The organism is Marinobacter sp. R17 (genome assembly GCF_003789045.1).
Classification (GTDB): Bacteria; Pseudomonadota; Gammaproteobacteria; order Pseudomonadales; family Oleiphilaceae; genus Marinobacter_A; species Marinobacter_A mangrovi.
This window is the reverse complement of record NZ_RHGZ01000002.1, coordinates 138,418-155,655: the sequence shown is the minus strand read 5'-3', so window position 1 is coordinate 155,655 and position 17,238 is coordinate 138,418. Positions and strand designations below refer to the sequence as shown.

General features: G+C 59.6%; 14 protein-coding genes. 8 read left to right on the top strand and 6 right to left on the bottom strand.

Annotation, left to right across the window (positions count from 1 at the left end; genetic code table 11):
* Positions 1-82: 82 nt before the first annotated feature.
* Positions 83-262: a hypothetical protein gene (locus EB809_RS02700; protein WP_148079172.1), complete on the bottom strand. Its 180-nt coding sequence runs from the start codon at positions 260-262 to the stop codon at positions 83-85.
* 280 nt (positions 263-542) lie between these two features.
* Between EB809_RS02700 and EB809_RS02695 the strand changes: the two genes are divergently transcribed.
* Positions 543-1,574 (top strand): NAD-dependent epimerase/dehydratase family protein, encoded by a 1,032-nt coding sequence (locus tag EB809_RS02695; protein WP_123633267.1) that lies wholly within the window; start codon positions 543-545, stop codon positions 1,572-1,574.
* Here EB809_RS02695 and EB809_RS02690 read toward each other — a convergent pair.
* Together EB809_RS02690 and EB809_RS02685 are read right to left on the bottom strand one after the other, a co-directional pair.
* On the bottom strand, positions 1,557-2,660 hold the full coding sequence (locus EB809_RS02690; RefSeq protein ID WP_190294809.1) for a DUF3524 domain-containing protein: 1,104 nt from the start codon (positions 2,658-2,660) through the stop codon (positions 1,557-1,559). The genes EB809_RS02695 and EB809_RS02690 overlap by 18 nt on opposite strands.
* Positions 2,661-2,705: 45 nt before the next feature.
* Positions 2,706-3,197: an HD domain-containing protein gene (locus EB809_RS02685; RefSeq protein ID WP_223807795.1), complete on the bottom strand. Its 492-nt coding sequence runs from the start codon at positions 3,195-3,197 to the stop codon at positions 2,706-2,708.
* 137 nt (positions 3,198-3,334) lie between these two features.
* Here EB809_RS02685 and EB809_RS02680 point away from each other — a divergent pair, with 137 nt between their 5' ends.
* Together EB809_RS02680 and EB809_RS02675 are read left to right on the top strand one after the other, a co-directional pair.
* Entirely contained in the window at positions 3,335-4,810 is a 1,476-nt protein-coding gene (locus EB809_RS02680; RefSeq protein ID WP_123633379.1) for a protein adenylyltransferase SelO, read from the top strand.
* A gap of 40 nt (positions 4,811-4,850) precedes the next feature.
* On the top strand, positions 4,851-5,228 hold the full coding sequence (locus EB809_RS02675; protein ID WP_123633265.1) for an STAS/SEC14 domain-containing protein: 378 nt from the start codon (positions 4,851-4,853) through the stop codon (positions 5,226-5,228).
* Positions 5,229-5,650: 422 nt separating this feature from the next.
* Here EB809_RS02675 and EB809_RS02670 read toward each other — a convergent pair whose 3' ends face one another.
* Positions 5,651-7,165: a fumarate hydratase gene (locus EB809_RS02670; protein ID WP_123633264.1), complete on the bottom strand. Its 1,515-nt coding sequence runs from the start codon at positions 7,163-7,165 to the stop codon at positions 5,651-5,653.
* Between the two features lie 323 nt (positions 7,166-7,488).
* Between EB809_RS02670 and EB809_RS02665 the strand changes: the two genes are divergently transcribed.
* The 3 genes from EB809_RS02665 (at position 7,489) to EB809_RS02655 (ending at position 12,922) form a co-directional block, all read left to right on the top strand.
* Positions 7,489-8,262 (top strand): enoyl-CoA hydratase, encoded by a 774-nt coding sequence (locus EB809_RS02665; protein WP_123633263.1) that lies wholly within the window; start codon positions 7,489-7,491, stop codon positions 8,260-8,262.
* A gap of 349 nt (positions 8,263-8,611) precedes the next feature.
* Entirely contained in the window at positions 8,612-11,449 is a 2,838-nt protein-coding gene (locus EB809_RS02660; protein WP_123633262.1) for a hypothetical protein, read from the top strand.
* Positions 11,450-11,626: 177 nt separating this feature from the next.
* The gene (locus tag EB809_RS02655) at positions 11,627-12,922 is read left to right on the top strand and encodes a GGDEF domain-containing protein (protein ID WP_123633261.1); all 1,296 of its coding nucleotides are present in this window, start codon (positions 11,627-11,629) and stop codon (positions 12,920-12,922) included.
* Between the two features lie 68 nt (positions 12,923-12,990).
* Here the strand turns inward: EB809_RS02655 and EB809_RS02650 are convergent, their stop codons facing one another.
* Both EB809_RS02650 and EB809_RS02645 read right to left on the bottom strand, forming a co-directional pair.
* Positions 12,991-14,205 (bottom strand): argininosuccinate synthase, encoded by a 1,215-nt coding sequence (locus EB809_RS02650; RefSeq protein ID WP_123633260.1) that lies wholly within the window; start codon positions 14,203-14,205, stop codon positions 12,991-12,993.
* A 189-nt stretch (positions 14,206-14,394) separates the two neighbouring features.
* Positions 14,395-15,297, bottom strand: coding sequence for an OmpA family protein (locus tag EB809_RS02645; protein ID WP_223807781.1), 903 nt, complete (start codon positions 15,295-15,297; stop codon positions 14,395-14,397).
* A 167-nt stretch (positions 15,298-15,464) separates the two neighbouring features.
* Between EB809_RS02645 and pyrC the strand changes: the two genes are divergently transcribed.
* Both pyrC and rnt read left to right on the top strand, forming a co-directional pair.
* Positions 15,465-16,499, top strand: coding sequence for a dihydroorotase (pyrC, locus tag EB809_RS02640; RefSeq protein WP_123633258.1), 1,035 nt, complete (start codon positions 15,465-15,467; stop codon positions 16,497-16,499).
* Positions 16,500-16,579: 80 nt separating this feature from the next.
* Entirely contained in the window at positions 16,580-17,215 is a 636-nt protein-coding gene (rnt, locus tag EB809_RS02635; RefSeq protein WP_123633257.1) for a ribonuclease T, read from the top strand.
* Positions 17,216-17,238 lie beyond the last annotated feature (23 nt).

Below are 17,238 nucleotides of genomic sequence, written 5' to 3'. Positions count from 1 at the left end.
GGGAAAGGGGACCGTTTTCGATCATCTTTCCACAGCCCTGCATCAATGGAAACCTTCCACCGGTTACACTCAACGCTTCAAGTTACTTGTAGCGGGCCACAATGCCGACCTGCAACGCATCCTGCGGGGACATATCCCATTCGTCACGTTTGGCCTGGTCGGCCGGTTTGGCCGGAGACGCCTCCGGCAGGGCGCCCTGGTGACCGGCGCTGTCCTTGTGACTCTTCCGTCGATCAATCATCTGCTGCATTTTCTTGAGCATGGTGCGTACCTCTTTCACCCACCGCAAATCATTGCATGTCTGACAGGTCGGGATGCGTCCATGACATCCCCCCGATGAGCGTTCCATTATCGCGATGGAACCGAGGCGTTATCGTGAACTGTTTCACGTGATTTTACAATTTTTTAACATTTACAATTGCTTACATAAGCTCACATTTTGTTAAACGAGACTTGGCCAACAGACGCCTATCCACTTTTAGCGAAGAATCGGATAGGTTTTTCACTCACCTCTCAAGAGCCTCGAGTAAAAGGGAGCCACCATGCGGGTTCTGGTTACCGGCGCCAACGGTCATATCGGCAGCCACGTCGTTCGACAACTGATTCAACAGGGCCACAGCGTCCGGGCATTTGTCCGGCCATCCGCTGACCTGCGCGGTCTGGAGGGGCTTGAGGTCGACCTCTTCCGCGGCGATATCATGGACGCTAGGGCGATCACCGAAGCAGCGGAGTCGATGGATGCCATCATCCACATGGCCGCGGTCTATAAAACCATTGCCAAATCGCCGGACGAGATTGTGGAACCCGCCATCCAGGGTGCCCGCAATGTCTTTGCCGCCGCCAGGGCCAACCAGATCCAGCGTATTGTCTACACCAGCTCCGTCGCGTCCGTCGGCTTCTCCTACGACCCGCAGGCACTGCGCACCGGCGACGACTGGAACAACGATCCTGAAAACCCGTACTACATCGCCAAGACCCGTAGCGAGCAGACCGCCCAGGCTTTGGCGGAGGAGTCCGGCATTCACCTGGTCGTCATCTGCCCGGCCATCGTGCTCGGCCCCGGCGATTACCGCATCACCCCGTCCAATCAACTGGTCATGGACTGGCTGAACGGCATTGGCCAGACCTATCCCGGCGGCCTGAACCTGGTGGATGTCCGCGATGTGGCCGCCGCCCACGTGGCCGCCCTCACCCGGGGTGAGAACCGGCGTCGCTATGTGGTTGGTGGCGAGAATATTGAGGTGAAGCAGGCCGCCCAGCTGTTAAAGACACTCACCGGCATCAAGCCGATGCACCTGCCCTTCGGTCGCGGCATGCTGCTGTGGAGCGCCAAGTGGACCGAGCGGGTGTTCCGGTTGATCGGCATGACGCCGCCGTTCACCTATGACCTGGTGTACGAAGTCGCCGAGCGCTATGCGTACATCGACACCCGGGAAACCAACGAGACGTTCGGCCTGACGCCGAAGAGCGCGGAACAGACCCTGCGGGCCTGCGTAACCTGGCTGCTTGAGCAGGATCGTCTGAAGCCCAAAGTGGCCGAGAAGGTCAAAGCGGCGCTAGCCCACCAGCAGTGAAGTCAGCAGACGACGGTACCGGGGCTGGAGCTCTGAGAGACGCCATCCGTCGACAAGGGCGCCCCGGCCACTTCGCAGGAGATCCCGAAGGGTGACGGCGGCGCCGGCAGCTTCCTCAGCGCTATCGTCAGGCTGGCTGGGATACAAGCCAGTGCTCGCCGTGTACTCGGGATAGGCCAACCGATCCGGCGCCAGCGCCAGGCAACCGGCCGCCATTGCCTCCTGCATGGCCAGACCCTGGAAATCGTGCAGGGCTGTCGACAGCACCACGTCGGCCTGGCGCAGCAGGCTATCGTAATCGGCCCGATCGGGCAGGAATCCCCAGTTCACCACGCGGCCTCCATGCCGCGCCCGAATGATCTCGAAAGCCTCAGGCTGTTGCCGGAACTGTTCCCCGACCACACTCAGTCGGAAGTCCTGGCCGCTGGCCACCAAGTGGTCGAGCAGCGCCAGCAATCGATCCGGCCCTTTGTCATACTCCCAACGGTGATTCCACAACAGGTGCGGGCAATCCCGGTTGATCGGATGCTTGCGCGCCTCAAACAGCGCGTCATTGATCGGCACCGGCAGGACACTGGATTTCCAATCGATGCGCTCGGCCACACCTTCAGGAATGGCATCGGGTAAACGATTCAGCAGCGCCCGGATGCCCTGCAGGAAGCTCGCCCGGTTCCACTCGCTGTTGAAGACGACCTGGTCCGCCGCCAGAGCGCTGTAAAGGTTCACCATCTGGTGATCGACGCTGGCATGCTGATCGCCCGAGTCCGGGTAGGCGAACTGGTTTTCGTGCATGTAGAGCAAGGCCGGCACCGTCGCCAGATGCCGGTGAAAGGCACGCAGTCCCGCCAGGTCCACCATCGAGGTGGCCACGATCAGGTCCCAGCTCTCCTGGAGCGGCGGCTCATCCAGCCAGCTCAGGGCATTACCCCGGATCCGCCAGCGGAAATAGCGTGGCGCCAGGGCCAGGACCTCCCAGTCGAAGTCGGGTTGCGAATTCACCAGCTGTTCCCGCCAGCGGCGATGGCTGCCGGCATCGTAGCCGGACAGGAGAAGGATGCGGGGGCGGATCGTTTCAGACGTTTCCATAGCGGCCCATTCTATATGAACCGTCGGCAAAAACCGCGCTTCAGTCTACCAGCGAAGCATCGGCAGTGGTGACCGGGGATGGCGCCGGGCATGGGCGACGGCGAGTCCCAGCAGCATCCGACGGAACCGGAGCAGCGGGAATTGCCTTAGCAGCTCACGGAGCTCTACGCCCGGTAGACCGGCCAATCGATAGAGCCCCGTCACATCGGCCCAGTCGGCCTTGCGAAAGGCATTCGCCAGGCGATCACTCGAAGGCCGGACCTTATGGTGATCATGGATGATCCGGCGCACCTGCCGCTGTTCCTCCTCCAGTGAGAGGCCGGTCAGGTCCGGATGCCGGGACAGCCACGCCGACGCCCGGTCCGCCGACGGCGTCAGGTAATCGAAGCTGCCATCCAGCCAGATCCCCACATCGTGACAAGCTGCCGCAACCTCCAGTAAACGCTGCTCTGTGTCGGTCAGATCGGGGCAGAGGCAGCGGGTCAGGTTGAAGACGCGATAGACGTGGTTCCGGTACGCTTCAGCGGCCGGCCCCAGCGTGTTCTGCCAGTTCTGGAAAAGCCGTTCGACAATGGGTAAATGGGTAAATGGGTATCCATCAATGGTCTGCTCCCCTGTGCAAATCTTATTGAAAGATGCACACTGGATTTAGAGTGAACAACTTAAATGGCGTGATGCAGCGATCACCCGAAGGAGGCCTTCTGACAGCCCTTAGCGTTGAAAACCGCTATATCCGACTTGCCGACCACTTCTACACCCGCATCCAGCCGACACCGCTTAAAGAGCCCAAACTGGTGCTCTTCAACGACGATCTGGCGGATGAGATGGGGCTGGAACCGGGCGACCGCGAAGACTGGGCCCGCATCGGCGGCGGTCAGGAATTGCTGGACGGCATGGACCCCATCGCCATGAAATACACCGGCCACCAGTTCGGCGCCTATAACCCGGACCTGGGCGATGGCCGCGGCCTGTTGATGTGGGAAACCACCGGCCCAGACGGCCGGCACTGGGACTGGCACCTCAAGGGCGCCGGCCTGACGCCCTATTCCCGCTTCGGGGACGGGCGCGCCGTATTGCGTTCGACCTTGCGTGAATACCTCTGCAGCGAGGCGATGCATTATCTGGGTATTCCCACCACCCGCGCCCTGTTCATGACCAGTGCCAAGGATCCCGTCATGCGGGAATCCATCGAAACCGCTGCGACCCTGATGCGGGTCGCCCAGAGCCACATCCGCTTTGGCCACTTCGAGTACACCGCCTATCACCAGGGCCCGGAAGCGACCCGCGAACTGCTGGATCACACCATCGCCCTGCACTTCCCGGAATTGCAGGACGAGCCCCTGCCCGACCGCTATCGCCTGTGGCTGGAAGAGGTAGTCCGGCGTACCGCGCGATTAGTCGCCCAATGGCAGGCCGTGGGTTTCTGCCACGGCGTCATGAACTCCGACAACATGTCGATCATCGGCGATACCTTCGACTACGGCCCCTATGCCTTCCTCGACGATTTCGACGCCGGCTACATCTGCAACCACACCGACCAGGGCGGGCGCTACGCCTATAACCGTCAGCCGCAGATCGGCTTTATCAACTGCCAGTTCCTCGCCCAGTCGCTGGTCCACGTGATGGACGAAGACGACCTGCGGAGAGCCCTGCGCTGCTATGAAACCACATACAACGGCACGTTCGAATCGCTGATGAAGCAAAAGCTTGGACTGGAGCAGGATGCCGAGGGCGATATGTCCCTGATCATGGACCTGTTCAGCATGCTCCACGAGCATCACATCGACTACACCCTGTTCTTCCGGGGCCTGTCGACACGGGCGACCCGCGGCAATGCGCCGGTGCGGGACCTGTTCGTGGATCGGACCGTCGCCGACGACTGGCTGACGCGCTACGACGCCCGGCTCGCGCAGGAAACGCGCTCACCGGAACAGCGGGACCAGGCCATGTGCACCGTCAATCCCAAGTACATCCTGCGCAACTACCTGGCGCAGGAAGCGATTCAGGACGCGCAAACCGGCCAATACGACACCGCCCGCAAGCTGATGGCGGTGCTGAAACGCCCTTACGACGAGCAGCCGGAGAACGAGCACTATGCGGCCCTGCCACCAGATTGGGGCAAGCATCTGGAAATCAGCTGTTCATCCTGACGAAACGACCGAGGGGGGGGGGGGGGGGGGGAGCACAAAGATGGCAACGGAATATGTGGAATACCCGGAACAGAAAACGGTGGAGATACGCGTTGAAGGCCGTGTCTCCGCTGAGGATTTTGAGCAGATTGCCGGCCACATGGAGGCGTTCATCCAGCAGCACGGTAAGGTCAAACTGATCGAGGTGGTGCGGGATTTCGACGGTTTTGACCTGTCGATCCTCAAGGACGCCATCCGGTTCGACCGCAAGCACCTCAAGGACTTCACCCATTGCGCCGTGGTCTCGGACTCCGGCTGGATCGGCCCCTTTGCCCGGTTCATGTCGCGGTTTCTGGACATGGAGCTGCGGGTGTTCCGGATGGATGAAGTGGAAAAGGCGCGCGAGTGGCTGGCCGGACCAGACAACTCGAGCATCTAGCAGGCTCTTCAGAGGTTGTTGTAAGGATTTAAGGGGTAGGTTGGGCTGACGCAGGAAGCCCAACCCAACAATGGGCTGGAACCGAACGCCCCGTTATTGCGGACATGCTTGGTACATGGGCCCTCAAAAACCAGTCAGGCAACCATGGGGATGATATTGGCCGTGTACCCGGCTTGTTGGGCTTCCTGCGTCAGCCCAACCTACTTCTGAGAACATCGAAAAGGTCCGCGCGAAACCAATGGATGCCATCGCTGGAGCAGAGGACAGGATGTCCTCGTCGCATAAGCGGCCATGGACAGCCCTCTTAGGCGAAGGAAGCGATGGCATGCATTGGTTTCAGACTACCAAGTCATGCCGTTAGAAGCTCAAACAAAAACGGAGCCTCGAAAGGCCCCGCTTCTGCAGTCAGTGGATCGCTGAGATCAAACCGCCTTGGCCGCAATGATCTTCTCATGCCACTCGACCGGACCGCTCTGGTGCACGGAGCTGCCCTTGGAATCGACCGCTACGGTCACCGGCATGTCTTCCACCTCAAACTCGTAGATGGCTTCCATACCCAGCTCTTCAAAGGCCACGACTTCCGCCTTCTTGATCGCCTTGGAGACAAGGTAAGCAGAACCGCCCACGGCCATCAGGTAAACCGCACCGAATTCCTTGATCGCATCGATCGCCACCTGGCCCCGCTCGGCTTTACCGATCATGCCGGTCAGGCCGGTTTTCTCCAGCATGGTGTGGGTGAACTTGTCCATCCGGGTGGCCGTGGTCGGACCAGCCGGCCCAACCACCTCTTCGCGGACCGGATCGACCGGGCCCACGTAATAGATGAAGCGGCCTTTCAGATCGACCGGCAATTCTTCGCCCTTCTCGATCATGTCGACCATTTTCTTGTGGGCGGCGTCACGGCCGGTCAGCATCTTGCCGGAGAGCAGCACGGTCTCGCCCGGTTTCCAGTCGCGCACCTCTTCCGGCGTGACCGTGTCCAGGTTAACGCGACGCACGTTCTCACCCACTTCCCAGGTAATTTCCGGCCAGTCGTCCAGGCTCGGCGGGGTCTGCAGGGAGGCGCCGGAGCCGTCCAGCACGAAGTGCGCGTGACGGGTCGCGGCACAGTTCGGAATGATCGCCACCGGCTTGTTGGCCGCGTGGGTCGGGTAATCCTTCACCTTCACGTCCAGAACGGTGGTCAGACCGCCCAGACCCTGGGCGCCGATACCCAGCTCATTGACCTTGTCGAACAGCTCCAGACGCAGCTCTTCCGAACGATTGGACGCGCCGCGGGCCTGCAGGTCGTGGATGTCGATCGGATCCAGCAGCGATTCCTTCGCCAGCTCCATTGCCTTCTCGGCCGTACCGCCAATGCCGATGCCCAGCATGCCCGGCGGGCACCAGCCCGCGCCCATCTGCGGGATCATCTTCAGCACCCACTCAACCACCGAATCCGACGGGTTCAGCATGGCGAACTTGGACTTGGCTTCGGAACCGCCACCTTTCGCGGCTACGTGAACGTCCACCTTGTCGCCCGGCACCAGCTTGTGATGGATTACCGCCGGCGTATTGTCCTTGGTGTTCTGGCGCTTGCCGTCCGGATCCGCCAGCACGGAGGCCCGCAGGACGTTGTCCGGATGGGTGTATGCCCGGCGCACGCCTTCGTTGACCATGTCGTCCAGGGACATCTCGGCGTCCCACTGCACGTCCATGCCCACTTCAACGAACACCGTCACGATACCGGTGTCCTGGCAGATCGGGCGCTTGCCCTGGGCACACATCCGCGAGTTGATCAGGATCTGGGCCATGGCGTCCTTGGCCGCCTGGGACTCTTCCTTCTGATAGGCCTCATAAACAGCCTGGATGAAATCCTTCGGGTGATAATAAGAAATGAACTGCAGCGCGTCGGCAACGCTTTCGATCAGGTCGTCCTGGCGAATTACTGTGGTCATATCGGCTCTCATCAGTTGGAAGGTGCGCATAACGCATTGATCCGGGAGGACAATCGCCCAGCCATCGCTGGCTGTGCCGCGACACCTGCTCAGTGGTTCTTCGGTCGGCACGGACACAGGCGGCACTGCCGGCCCGTCACGACGCTTGAAAAGTGCGCCATAGTTTACCCGATTCAACCGCAGGAATCAGCGCCCGGCCTGTTCCTCCTCATGCCCGAAGACAGCGGTTCATACTCAAGGAATCGGGCAATCCGGTTGCATTGAGAGACCAAACCCGGCTTTAATCGCCCCACACCACAGATAACGACAAGCAGGAGAACCCCGTGACCGACCTTATCCAGACCGAACGTCACGACCGTGTACTGGTCATTCGCATCAACCGCCCTGAGCGTAAGAATGCCCTGACTCACGCCATGTATACCGGCCTGGCCGACGCCTTGGGAGATGCCGAAGCAGACGGCTCCGTCCGCTGTTCGCTGATCACCGGCAGTGACGAGTGTTTCACAGCCGGCAACGACCTGAGCGATTTTGCCGAGGGACTGCCGGGGGAATTCGAGTCCACCCCCGTCGGTCGCTTCCTGTTTGCCCTGGCCAACGCCACCAAGCCAGTCGTTGCGGCGGTCAACGGCCCGGCGGTCGGCATCGGCACCACCATGCTGCTCCATTGCGATATGGTCTTCGCCGGCAACAACACTCGCTTCCAAATGCCTTTTGCCAATCTGGGCCTCTGCCCCGAGGGCGCATCGAGCCTGCTGTTGCCGCAATGGCTTGGCCGCGCCCGGGCCAGCGAGCTGCTGATGCTGGGCAGCCCCTTCGATGCTGAACAGGCCGATCGCCTTGGCCTGCTCAACCGCATTTGCGCCCCCGACAGCACTGAGTCGGACGCCCTGGCCGCCTGCCAACAGCTGGCCGCACAACCGCCGGCGGCCATTCGGGCCACCAAAGCCCTGCTGAACCGTCCCAACCGGAATGCCATCCGCGAAACGCTGCTGGCCGAAGGGCAATTGTTTGGCGAACGCCTGAAGTCAGCCGAGGCCACCGAAGCGTTTACCGCCTTCCAGGAAAAGCGCAAACCGGACTTCAGCCGCTTCGACTGAACCCCGATGCCGGCACGGGCATCGTCATACATCGTGAAAGAACCCTCAGATCGGGGTCCCGATACTCGACAGTATCCGGACCCCGATCTATTTTTCATAAAGGCCCGCGCTGGGGATGTGGATCGATGAGAATCACACTTTAGAGCGATCAACAGGTTTCAGTTTCTTCCGATATAGTCAGACTGATAGAAACCACTGGTGTGCTCGCACCAGAGCGCTGGCAGGAGGGCGGTCGATCGCCACTCCGCAGGTTTTCAGACAAGAATTGGCGACTGACCGAGGGCAACCGGGCCAACCGGAGCGGTCAGTGCCGACAATAACGACACAACAACAGGAATAGGTTCCATCCATGTTTAGAAAAACGCTAATAAGCCTTGCCGTAGCGTCGACCGTTGGCCTTTCCGGCTGTCTTGATGACGGCTCCAATACAAAAAACGCCAACCCGGATTACAAGATCAGTAACCCGGACTTCTCCGGCAAGACATGGCCAATTTTCAATCCGATTACCAGTGAGCTGCCGATCCCTAATGACCTGATCTTCGATTCCGATCAGACGGATGGCACCTTCGGCGTAAGCGATTCCTCACCGCCCGTGACCACAGCGCTGAACGAGCTGAGCGGCGCGTCTACCGTTGCGCCGGCCGTTATACAGCTGAATGGCAAAGTGGATGCCTCCACCGTGAAGGCCGGTTCAACCGTTTTCCTGATTGAGCTCAAGTATGCCAGCGGCGACCCGGTTCAGGCGCTCAGCAACAGTGAACCGCCCACGATTGACCCGGACAACCAGCCATCGTTCCGCGCCGACGTCGAAACCCTCGACGGTACCTCTGCGATTCGCATTCTGCCGCTCAAACCACTCGACCCGCGTAAGCGGTATGTTGTCGCCGTGACCACAGGCATCAAGGATGTGAGCGGACAAAACATCGTCGGCTCCCCGTCCTACCAGAGTTTGACCGACGAAGAGCAGCCTCTGGGCAACTCGGCTCTGGCACCGGTGCGCACACTCATCAACAGCCTGTGGGAACCGCTCGTCACAGCAGCGACCTCAGGCGCCGTCACCGACAGCAACCTTGCCCTGACCTACTCGTTTACAACATCGAATGACGAGAAAGTCCTGCAATACATCGCCGAACCGGCTTCTTGGTTTGCGGATCAGCTCCAGACCTTCCTCAGCGTCTCCGCCGCCAAGAAGGTGACGGGCGCTGCGAAGTTCTACTCCAAAGAAACTCTGGATCCTGAGACGTGGGATCTCAATGACGATGGCTCGGTGACCGCTGCTGACTTTGACCTGAATGCAGACGGCAAAATCACACCGGCGGACTTCCTGATTGGTGGTGATGACACCTTCGGTTACGACGATACCTCTGCCGCTGTATCTGCAGCCGTCGGTTCTTACCCGACAGCTGCTCTAAAGGTTGCCCTTTCGCCCATCTTCGATGCCCCCCCTCCTGCAGGCTGTGATGGTTTGATGGGCAAATCAGCTATCGCCTGTACCGGCGTAGCACTGGCCTCTAATTTTTCTGACTTGATGCCAATTCAAGATGACCGAGGAGCCAGCGACTTTACGTTTGATACGTCTTCTGTTCTGCCCGTACCTCTGGTATCCGCCGTCACTAGCCCAATTCTTTCTAATGCCGGTTTGGCACAGAATGACGTGCTAGTGGCACAAGGGACGCTCTCATTGCCTTATTTTCTCTCTACGTCCAAACAAGGCATAGTTAGTGACAGTTGGGTCGCCGACAGTGGATTGGCATATGGCCTGAATGAAGCATTCTCATCACTGGGTCTCAAAATTCCGCAAGCGGATCCATCGAAGTCTACCGCGGTGAACTACATATTCCCGTTCCCGAAAAAACAGACTGATGTGGAAGTGCCTGTGCTAGTACTTCTACCGAACCCATCAGGGGATAACACCATCCCTAAAAATGGAAAAACCATCATATATCAGCATGGTATTACGACTGATCGCAGTGCAGCATTAACCTTCGGCACCCTATTGGCCGCTCAAGGATTTACAGTCGTTGCAATAGATCAACCCCTGCATGGCGTTGCCGCATTTTCGGCTGATGAGCAAGAGGAGCTTACTAGAACACTACTCTCATCAACGGGTGCTTCAGACAGCCAAGTTGATGCTTTGACACCTCTTGTCCTGGCCGGAAATGTAAGTAACCTTGCAGCAGCGCTAGGTGGCGATACGGCGACAGCAATGTCGCTAATCAATACCACTCAGAATGCCGGTAGCACGATTCCTGGCATAGCTCGAATGACTGGACATGAGCGCCACTTTGGTTACTACGCAGCACAACCAAGCACACCCGCCAAAATAGATTACGAAAACGGCGTTGGTGACTCAGGAAGCCTGTTCATTAACCTCACCAGTTTCCTAACCACCCGAGACAACCTCCGCGAAAGCGCCGTGGATCAGATGAATTTGCGCGCTAGCTTGTCGGAAGATGTAACAATCAAAACTGGAGTAACAATTCCTTCAGGCGACATTTACTTCGTCGGCCATTCCTTGGGTACAATTACCGGCACGCCATTTGTGGCTGCAGTAAATGCCAATCAAATCTCCGAAACTATTGACCCAAATGTTAAAGCCAACGACATCACCGCGGCCAGTATGCTGACCCCCGGTGGTGGCATCGTGCGTCTGCTGGAGAACTCGCCTACCTTTGCACCTCGCATCCTGCTGGGTCTGCAGCAGTCGGCCGGCCTTGCGCAGGGTGACGCAGACCTGGAAACCTACTTCAACATCTTCCAGGCAACGGTGGACACCGCTGACCCGGTTAACTTTGTGGACAACCTGGCGGATCAGGGCTCAACCGTCCTGTTCTCTGAAGTGGAGAACGACACGGTTATTCCGAATGCTGCAGACGACGATGTCTGGGGTATCCCAGCCCTTGACGCGACCTTGACGCCGGCTCAGACGGGTCTTCCGATCAACGTCACCGTCAAGAGTTTCAGTGCGCCGTTGGCAGGCACCAATCCGCTGAGCCTGGGCTTCGATGATGGCCTGGCAGACCCGTTGTTCCACATCTACAAGCAAGCCGACTATCCGGCTGCAGATGGCGAAGACAGCCTCAGCCACGGCACACCGGTTTCGGCCCAGCCGGCGGCTGCTTTCGGCACCATGGCCGTCGAAACCTGCGTCACCTTCGGTGAAGCTGCGGGCGATTGTTCGCCCTAAGTATCGCGAACAAGCCTGACGACAAGCCCCCGCTTTGCGGGGGCTTTTTTGTGGTTCCAGCCTCTTGATTCCGGCCCACCGTCTTTACCTCTTGTTGACACGACACTGACCGCCGTTATCGGCTAAGCTGGCAATGACTCTTTTCGATAACCCGATGTGACATGCCAGGCGCAGCCCATGACTGTTGAAAGCCCAACCGCCGTCTTCGACGACCCGAAACAGGCGCGAGACCAACGCCTGCGCAAGCGCCGGTTGGGCATGTCTTTCCTTTCCTACCAGGCTACTTTAGCCGTGGTCTCCCTGTGCTGGCTGACTGAATTGGTGCCCGCGCATGTGGTCATCGAATTCTTCCTGCTGTCACTGTTCATCAATGGCGTCTTTTTCCTGTTCATCCATTTCAACATCAACCTGCGTTTCAAAGACCCCAGCATGACCAGCGCGCAGATGGTGGCTTCTCTCCTGCCTCCGATCTGGGTCATGTACTTTCTGGAAGTGGCGCAGGCACGCACGATTTTCCTGCTGATTGCGATCGTTCCGGCGCTCTACGGCATTCTCGCGCTGCGCACACGACAGTTCCTGGGCGTGGCTGTCGCTTACCTGGTTCTCTACGGCGGGCTGGTGTTGGCCATCTGGCTGACGCGGCCGGCGCTCATTATGCAGAAACTCTCTATCGAAATTATCCAGGTATTGGCTTTCGCGCTGGTGATGGGTCAAATCGCCATCATTGGCGGCTACATCAGCGGCCTTCGTAAGGAGGTCCGTGAGCGAAACCGGGAACTGCGGGCGGCCATGCAGCAAATCAGGGAGCTGGCCCATATTGATGAATTGACGGGCGTCGCCAATCGACGTCGTCTGATGGATGTGCTGACAAGCGAGATCAATCGCTGCAGGCGCTCTCGATCTCCACTAAGCATCGCCTTACTGGATATTGACCATTTCAAACAGATCAACGACCGTTTTGGGCATCCGGCTGGCGATGCCATTCTGCGACGTGTTGCCTGTTCTGTTGATGAACGGATGCGGGACATCGATTGCTTTGGGCGCTATGGCGGCGAGGAGTTTATGATGATCCTCCCGCAAACCGATCTGAAGGGCGCGCGAGTCAAGGCAGAAAGGGTATGCCAGTCACTTAGGGAGCTTTGCTGTGACAACATTCAACAGGGTGTGCAGATTAGCGCATCTATAGGCGTTGCCCAACACCGTGACGGCGAAAGGACCGAAGACACCATCCAGAGAGCCGACAGGGCACTCTACCAAGCTAAGGCGACCGGACGGGACCGGGTGACGGACGAGCGCCAACTCCCCCCCTCAGCCATCCTGAAAACGACAAGCACCTCCAATAGCGATAGCCGGCCACAAAAACCGACTGCCCGAAGACAGCCGGCTGTTCTTACGCCTGCTTGCCAATGTCACTCAAAGATCGCGGCCTCACTTTGCGGCAACGAGATCTCCTCGAAATCCGATTCCATTTAATAACTTTGACTCAAAGGAATGGATTATCGATAGTCGGAGGCCGACGGACGCCGGCCTCCGGGAATCGATCAGCTCAGCTTGCGACCTTTGCTGGCTGCAATCCGCAGACGCAAGGCGTTCAGCTTGATGAAGCCTTCGGCGTCCTTCTGGTCGTAGGCGCCCTGGTCTTCCTCGAAAGTAGCGATCTTCTCGTCGAACAGGGAGTCTTCAGACTTCCGGCCAACCACGTCCACGTTGCCCTTGTAGAGTTTCAGGCGAACGGTGCCGTTGACGTAGGTCTGGGTCTGGTCGATCAGCGCTTGCAGCGCCTCACGCTCCGGTGACCACCAATAGCCGTTGTAAATCACTTCGGCGTAGCGCGGCATGATGCTGTCTTTCAGGTGGGCCACTTCACGGTCAAGGGTGATGGACTCGATGGCACGGTGGCCGCGCAGCATGATGGTGCCGCCCGGGGTTTCGTAGCAGCCGCGGGACTTCATGCCCACGTAGCGGTTCTCGACGATATCGATACGACCGATGCCGTTATCGCCGCCGATCTTGTTCAGTTGGGCCAGGACTTCATGCGGCTTCAGCCGCTCGCCGTCGATGGCCACGATGTCACCCTTCTCGTAGGTCAGCTCGATATAGGTCGGCTGGTCCGGCGCCTGCTCCGGTGCCACGCTCCAGCGCCACATTTCCTCTTCCGCCTCGGCCCAGGGATCCTCCAGCACCATGCCTTCATAGGAGATGTGCAGCAGGTTGGCGTCCATGGAGTAAGGGGATTTTCCCTTCTTCTTCTCCACCGGAATATTGCGCTCTTCGCAGTATGCCAGCAGCTTCTCGCGCGAGTTCAGGTCCCATTCACGCCAGGGAGCGATGACGTGGACTCCCGGCTTGAGCGCATAGGCGCCCAGCTCGAAACGGACCTGGTCGTTGCCCTTGCCGGTAGCGCCGTGAGAGATCGCATCCGCGCCGGTTTCGTTGGCGATGTCGATCAGTCGCTTGGAAATCAGCGGACGGGCGATGGAGGTACCCAGCAGGTACTCGCCTTCGTAGATGGTGTTGGCTCGGAACATGGGGAACACGAAGTCACGCACGAATTCTTCGCGTAGGTCTTCGATGTAGATTTCCTTGACGCCCAGGGCTTCGGCCTTGGCGCGGGCCGGCTCCACTTCCTCGCCCTGACCCAGGTCAGCCGTAAACGTGACGACCTCACACTGATAGGTGTCCTGCAGCCAGCGCACGATGACCGAGGTATCGAGGCCACCGGAATAGGCCAGTACGACCTTCTTGATGTTTGACATGTCCATGCTCCGAGTCGATCAGAAAGGAGACGCCGCGCCGGCGCCTCCGAATGGCTAAACGGCGCCCCATCTTCAACCCTAACGGAGGCGTGGAGAAGGAACGACCGGATTCAGAGAAGTGCGATATTGTACGGCAGGCGGGCGCCGCATCCAATCGGGAAGAGTGAAAAGCCGCGGTTCGCGGCTCTGTTAACCGTTGCGGGGATCGCTGTCCGCTTCCGCACGCTGAAGACTGCGGCGCTCGCCTTCCCGCTCCAGCCGCACCGTCGTGCGACGGTTTTCGGCCGGATTGCTGGAGGCCGGATAGCGCTCACCATGGTATCGCGTGATGATCTTGTCTTCGGGGATTCCGTTTGCCTTGAGGTATTCGGCCACCGTATTGGCGCGATCCTCGGACAACTGCCGATTGTGAATCCGGCTGCCGCTGCGATCGGTGTGGCCATCCACGTAGATCTGGGCGATGGTGCTGTCGGCCTGGATGAAGCGGACAATCAGATCCAGGCGATCCAGATCCGCATTGCTGAGCTGGGCACTGTCGAGCTTGAAGTGGATGCGAGAGCGTTTGATCTGATCGTAGTTCACCGGCAGCAGACCGGCGACACAGGTCTGGTATTCCTGATAGGTGTTGGCAAAGTGGATATTGGACAATTGCACCCGAACCGGACCGGACGAATAGCGCGCCGGGCTGGTGACCGTCGGCGCCATGCCTTTCATGAGCCCGTCGACCATCGCCATCGCCTGGGGCGTCCCGACTTTGACCGGGCGCGGATCAGAAGAGACACGGATCTGTCCCAACGGCCGCGGTGCGACACCTGGCCGCCAACTCGGTGCCTCCACGTTGAGCGATGCCTGCCCCACCTTCATCAGCCGGAGGTTGGACTCAAGATAGAAGGTCAACGCCTCCCCCGCCCGATGCTGGAAAACCGCGCGCCCGTATCCCGGGACGTCGTGGGTCATCGTGCAGTTGAACACTGAAGTGGTCAGGTACCACTGGCTATTCTCGATGCCGGCACCATAGCTCGCGGCCTGGCTCACCGGCAAGGGAACAGCAAACAGCGGGAGCATCAGCAACGGGCGCAGGACGTTTTTCATCGGACGGACCATCTGGAATACGGTAAACGGTTGATAGTGTTGCTATCGGCCGTTCCGCGGAAATCTTTAGGAAATCGGTTGGCCGTTACCGCGCGCCCAATCCCCATTCCGGGTCTGGTATACTCCGCCGGAAACCGTCACACCCGCATCAGGAAATCGCTGCCTCCATGACCACCACACTGACCCTGACCCGCCCCGACGACTGGCACCTCCACGTTCGCGATGGCGCCACTCTGGCCGATGTCGTACCGGCAACCGCGCGCTGCTTTCATCGGGCGATCATCATGCCCAACCTGGTACCACCGGTGGTCAATGCGGATGAGGCCATGGCCTATCGCCAGCGGATCCTGGACGCCCTGCCGGGCGACACCGGGTTCGATCCCCTGATGACCCTGTATCTCACCGAGCAGACGACGCCGGAAGATATCCGCACCGCCCACGCCGCCGGCGTTCTGGCGGCCAAGCTCTATCCCGCCGGCGCGACCACGAATTCGGCTTCCGGCGTGACCGATATCCGCAACATCGACGATGCGCTGGCCGCCATGAGCGAGTGCGGCATGCTCCTGCTGGTTCACGGTGAGGTCACGGACGGTGATATCGATATTTTCGATCGGGAAAAGATTTTCCTGGAGCGCGTGCTGGCACCGACCCGGGAACGATTCCCGGATTTGCGCGTCGTACTGGAGCACATCACGACGGCGGATTCCGCCCACTACGTGATGGAAAGCGAGCGCAACCTCGCCGCCACCATCACACCGCAGCATCTGCTCTATAACCGCAACCACATGCTGGTGGGCGGCATCCGCCCGCACCTGTACTGCCTGCCGATCCTCAAGCGCCAGCAACATCAACAGGCCTTGCAGGACGCAGTGGTCAGCGGGGATGCCCGGTTTTTCCTGGGGACCGATTCGGCCCCCCATGACACCAGCCGCAAAGAGAGCGCCTGCGGTTGCGCCGGCTGCTTCTCGGCGCCCGCCGCCATTGAGCTCTATGCGGAAGCCTTCGAGGATCTGGGTGTACTCGACAAGCTGGAGGCCTTCGCCAGCTTCAATGGCCCGGATTACTACGGCCTGCCGCGCAACACCGACACCATTACCCTGGTGAAGGAACCGTGGACCCAGGCCGATTCCCTGCCCCTGGGCGAGGGCCGCATTACGCCGTTGCGCGCGGGAGAAACGATCCGCTGGCGCCTGCAGGCGTAAATAACCGTGAGCCAAGCGACATCATTCAACAGCAACAGTAAGGGTATTCAGTGATCGAGGAAGAAAAACCGACCTCTCCCATGGCCGCACGTTTCCGGGGCTTCCTGCCCGTCGTCGTGGATGTGGAAACCGGCGGCTTCAACGCCCGGACGGATGCCCTGCTGGAAATTGCTGCCGTACTGATCGAGATGGACGATGAGGGCTGGCTCAAAAGGGGCGAAACCCTGGCCTATCACGTTCACCCCTTCGACAATGCCAATCTGGAACAATCGGCCCTGGACTTCACCGGGATCGATCCGTGGGATCCGGAGCGGGATGCGGTCCACGAGCGGGATGCCCTGAGTGATATCTTCACGCCGATCCGCAAGGCCATCCGCCACAACGAGTGCAAGCGGGCGGTGCTGGTGGGCCATAACGCGACCTTCGACCACAATTTCCTGTTTGCAGCCTCCGACCGGTGCGGCATCAAGCGTAACCCGTTCCACCCGTTCTCCACGTTCGATACGGCCACACTCGCCGGCCTGGCCTATGGGCACACGGTGCTGGCCCGCGCCTGCAAGATTGCCGGTATTCCGTTCAGCAACCGTGAAGCGCATTCCGCCGCTTACGACGCGGAGAAAACGGCCGATCTGTTCTGCGGTATCGTCAATCGCTGGAAGGAACTGGGCGGCTTCCCGCCACCGTTGGTGGACATCGGGGATGACGAGACGGAATAACGTCTCCGTGCGTATGGCCCGCC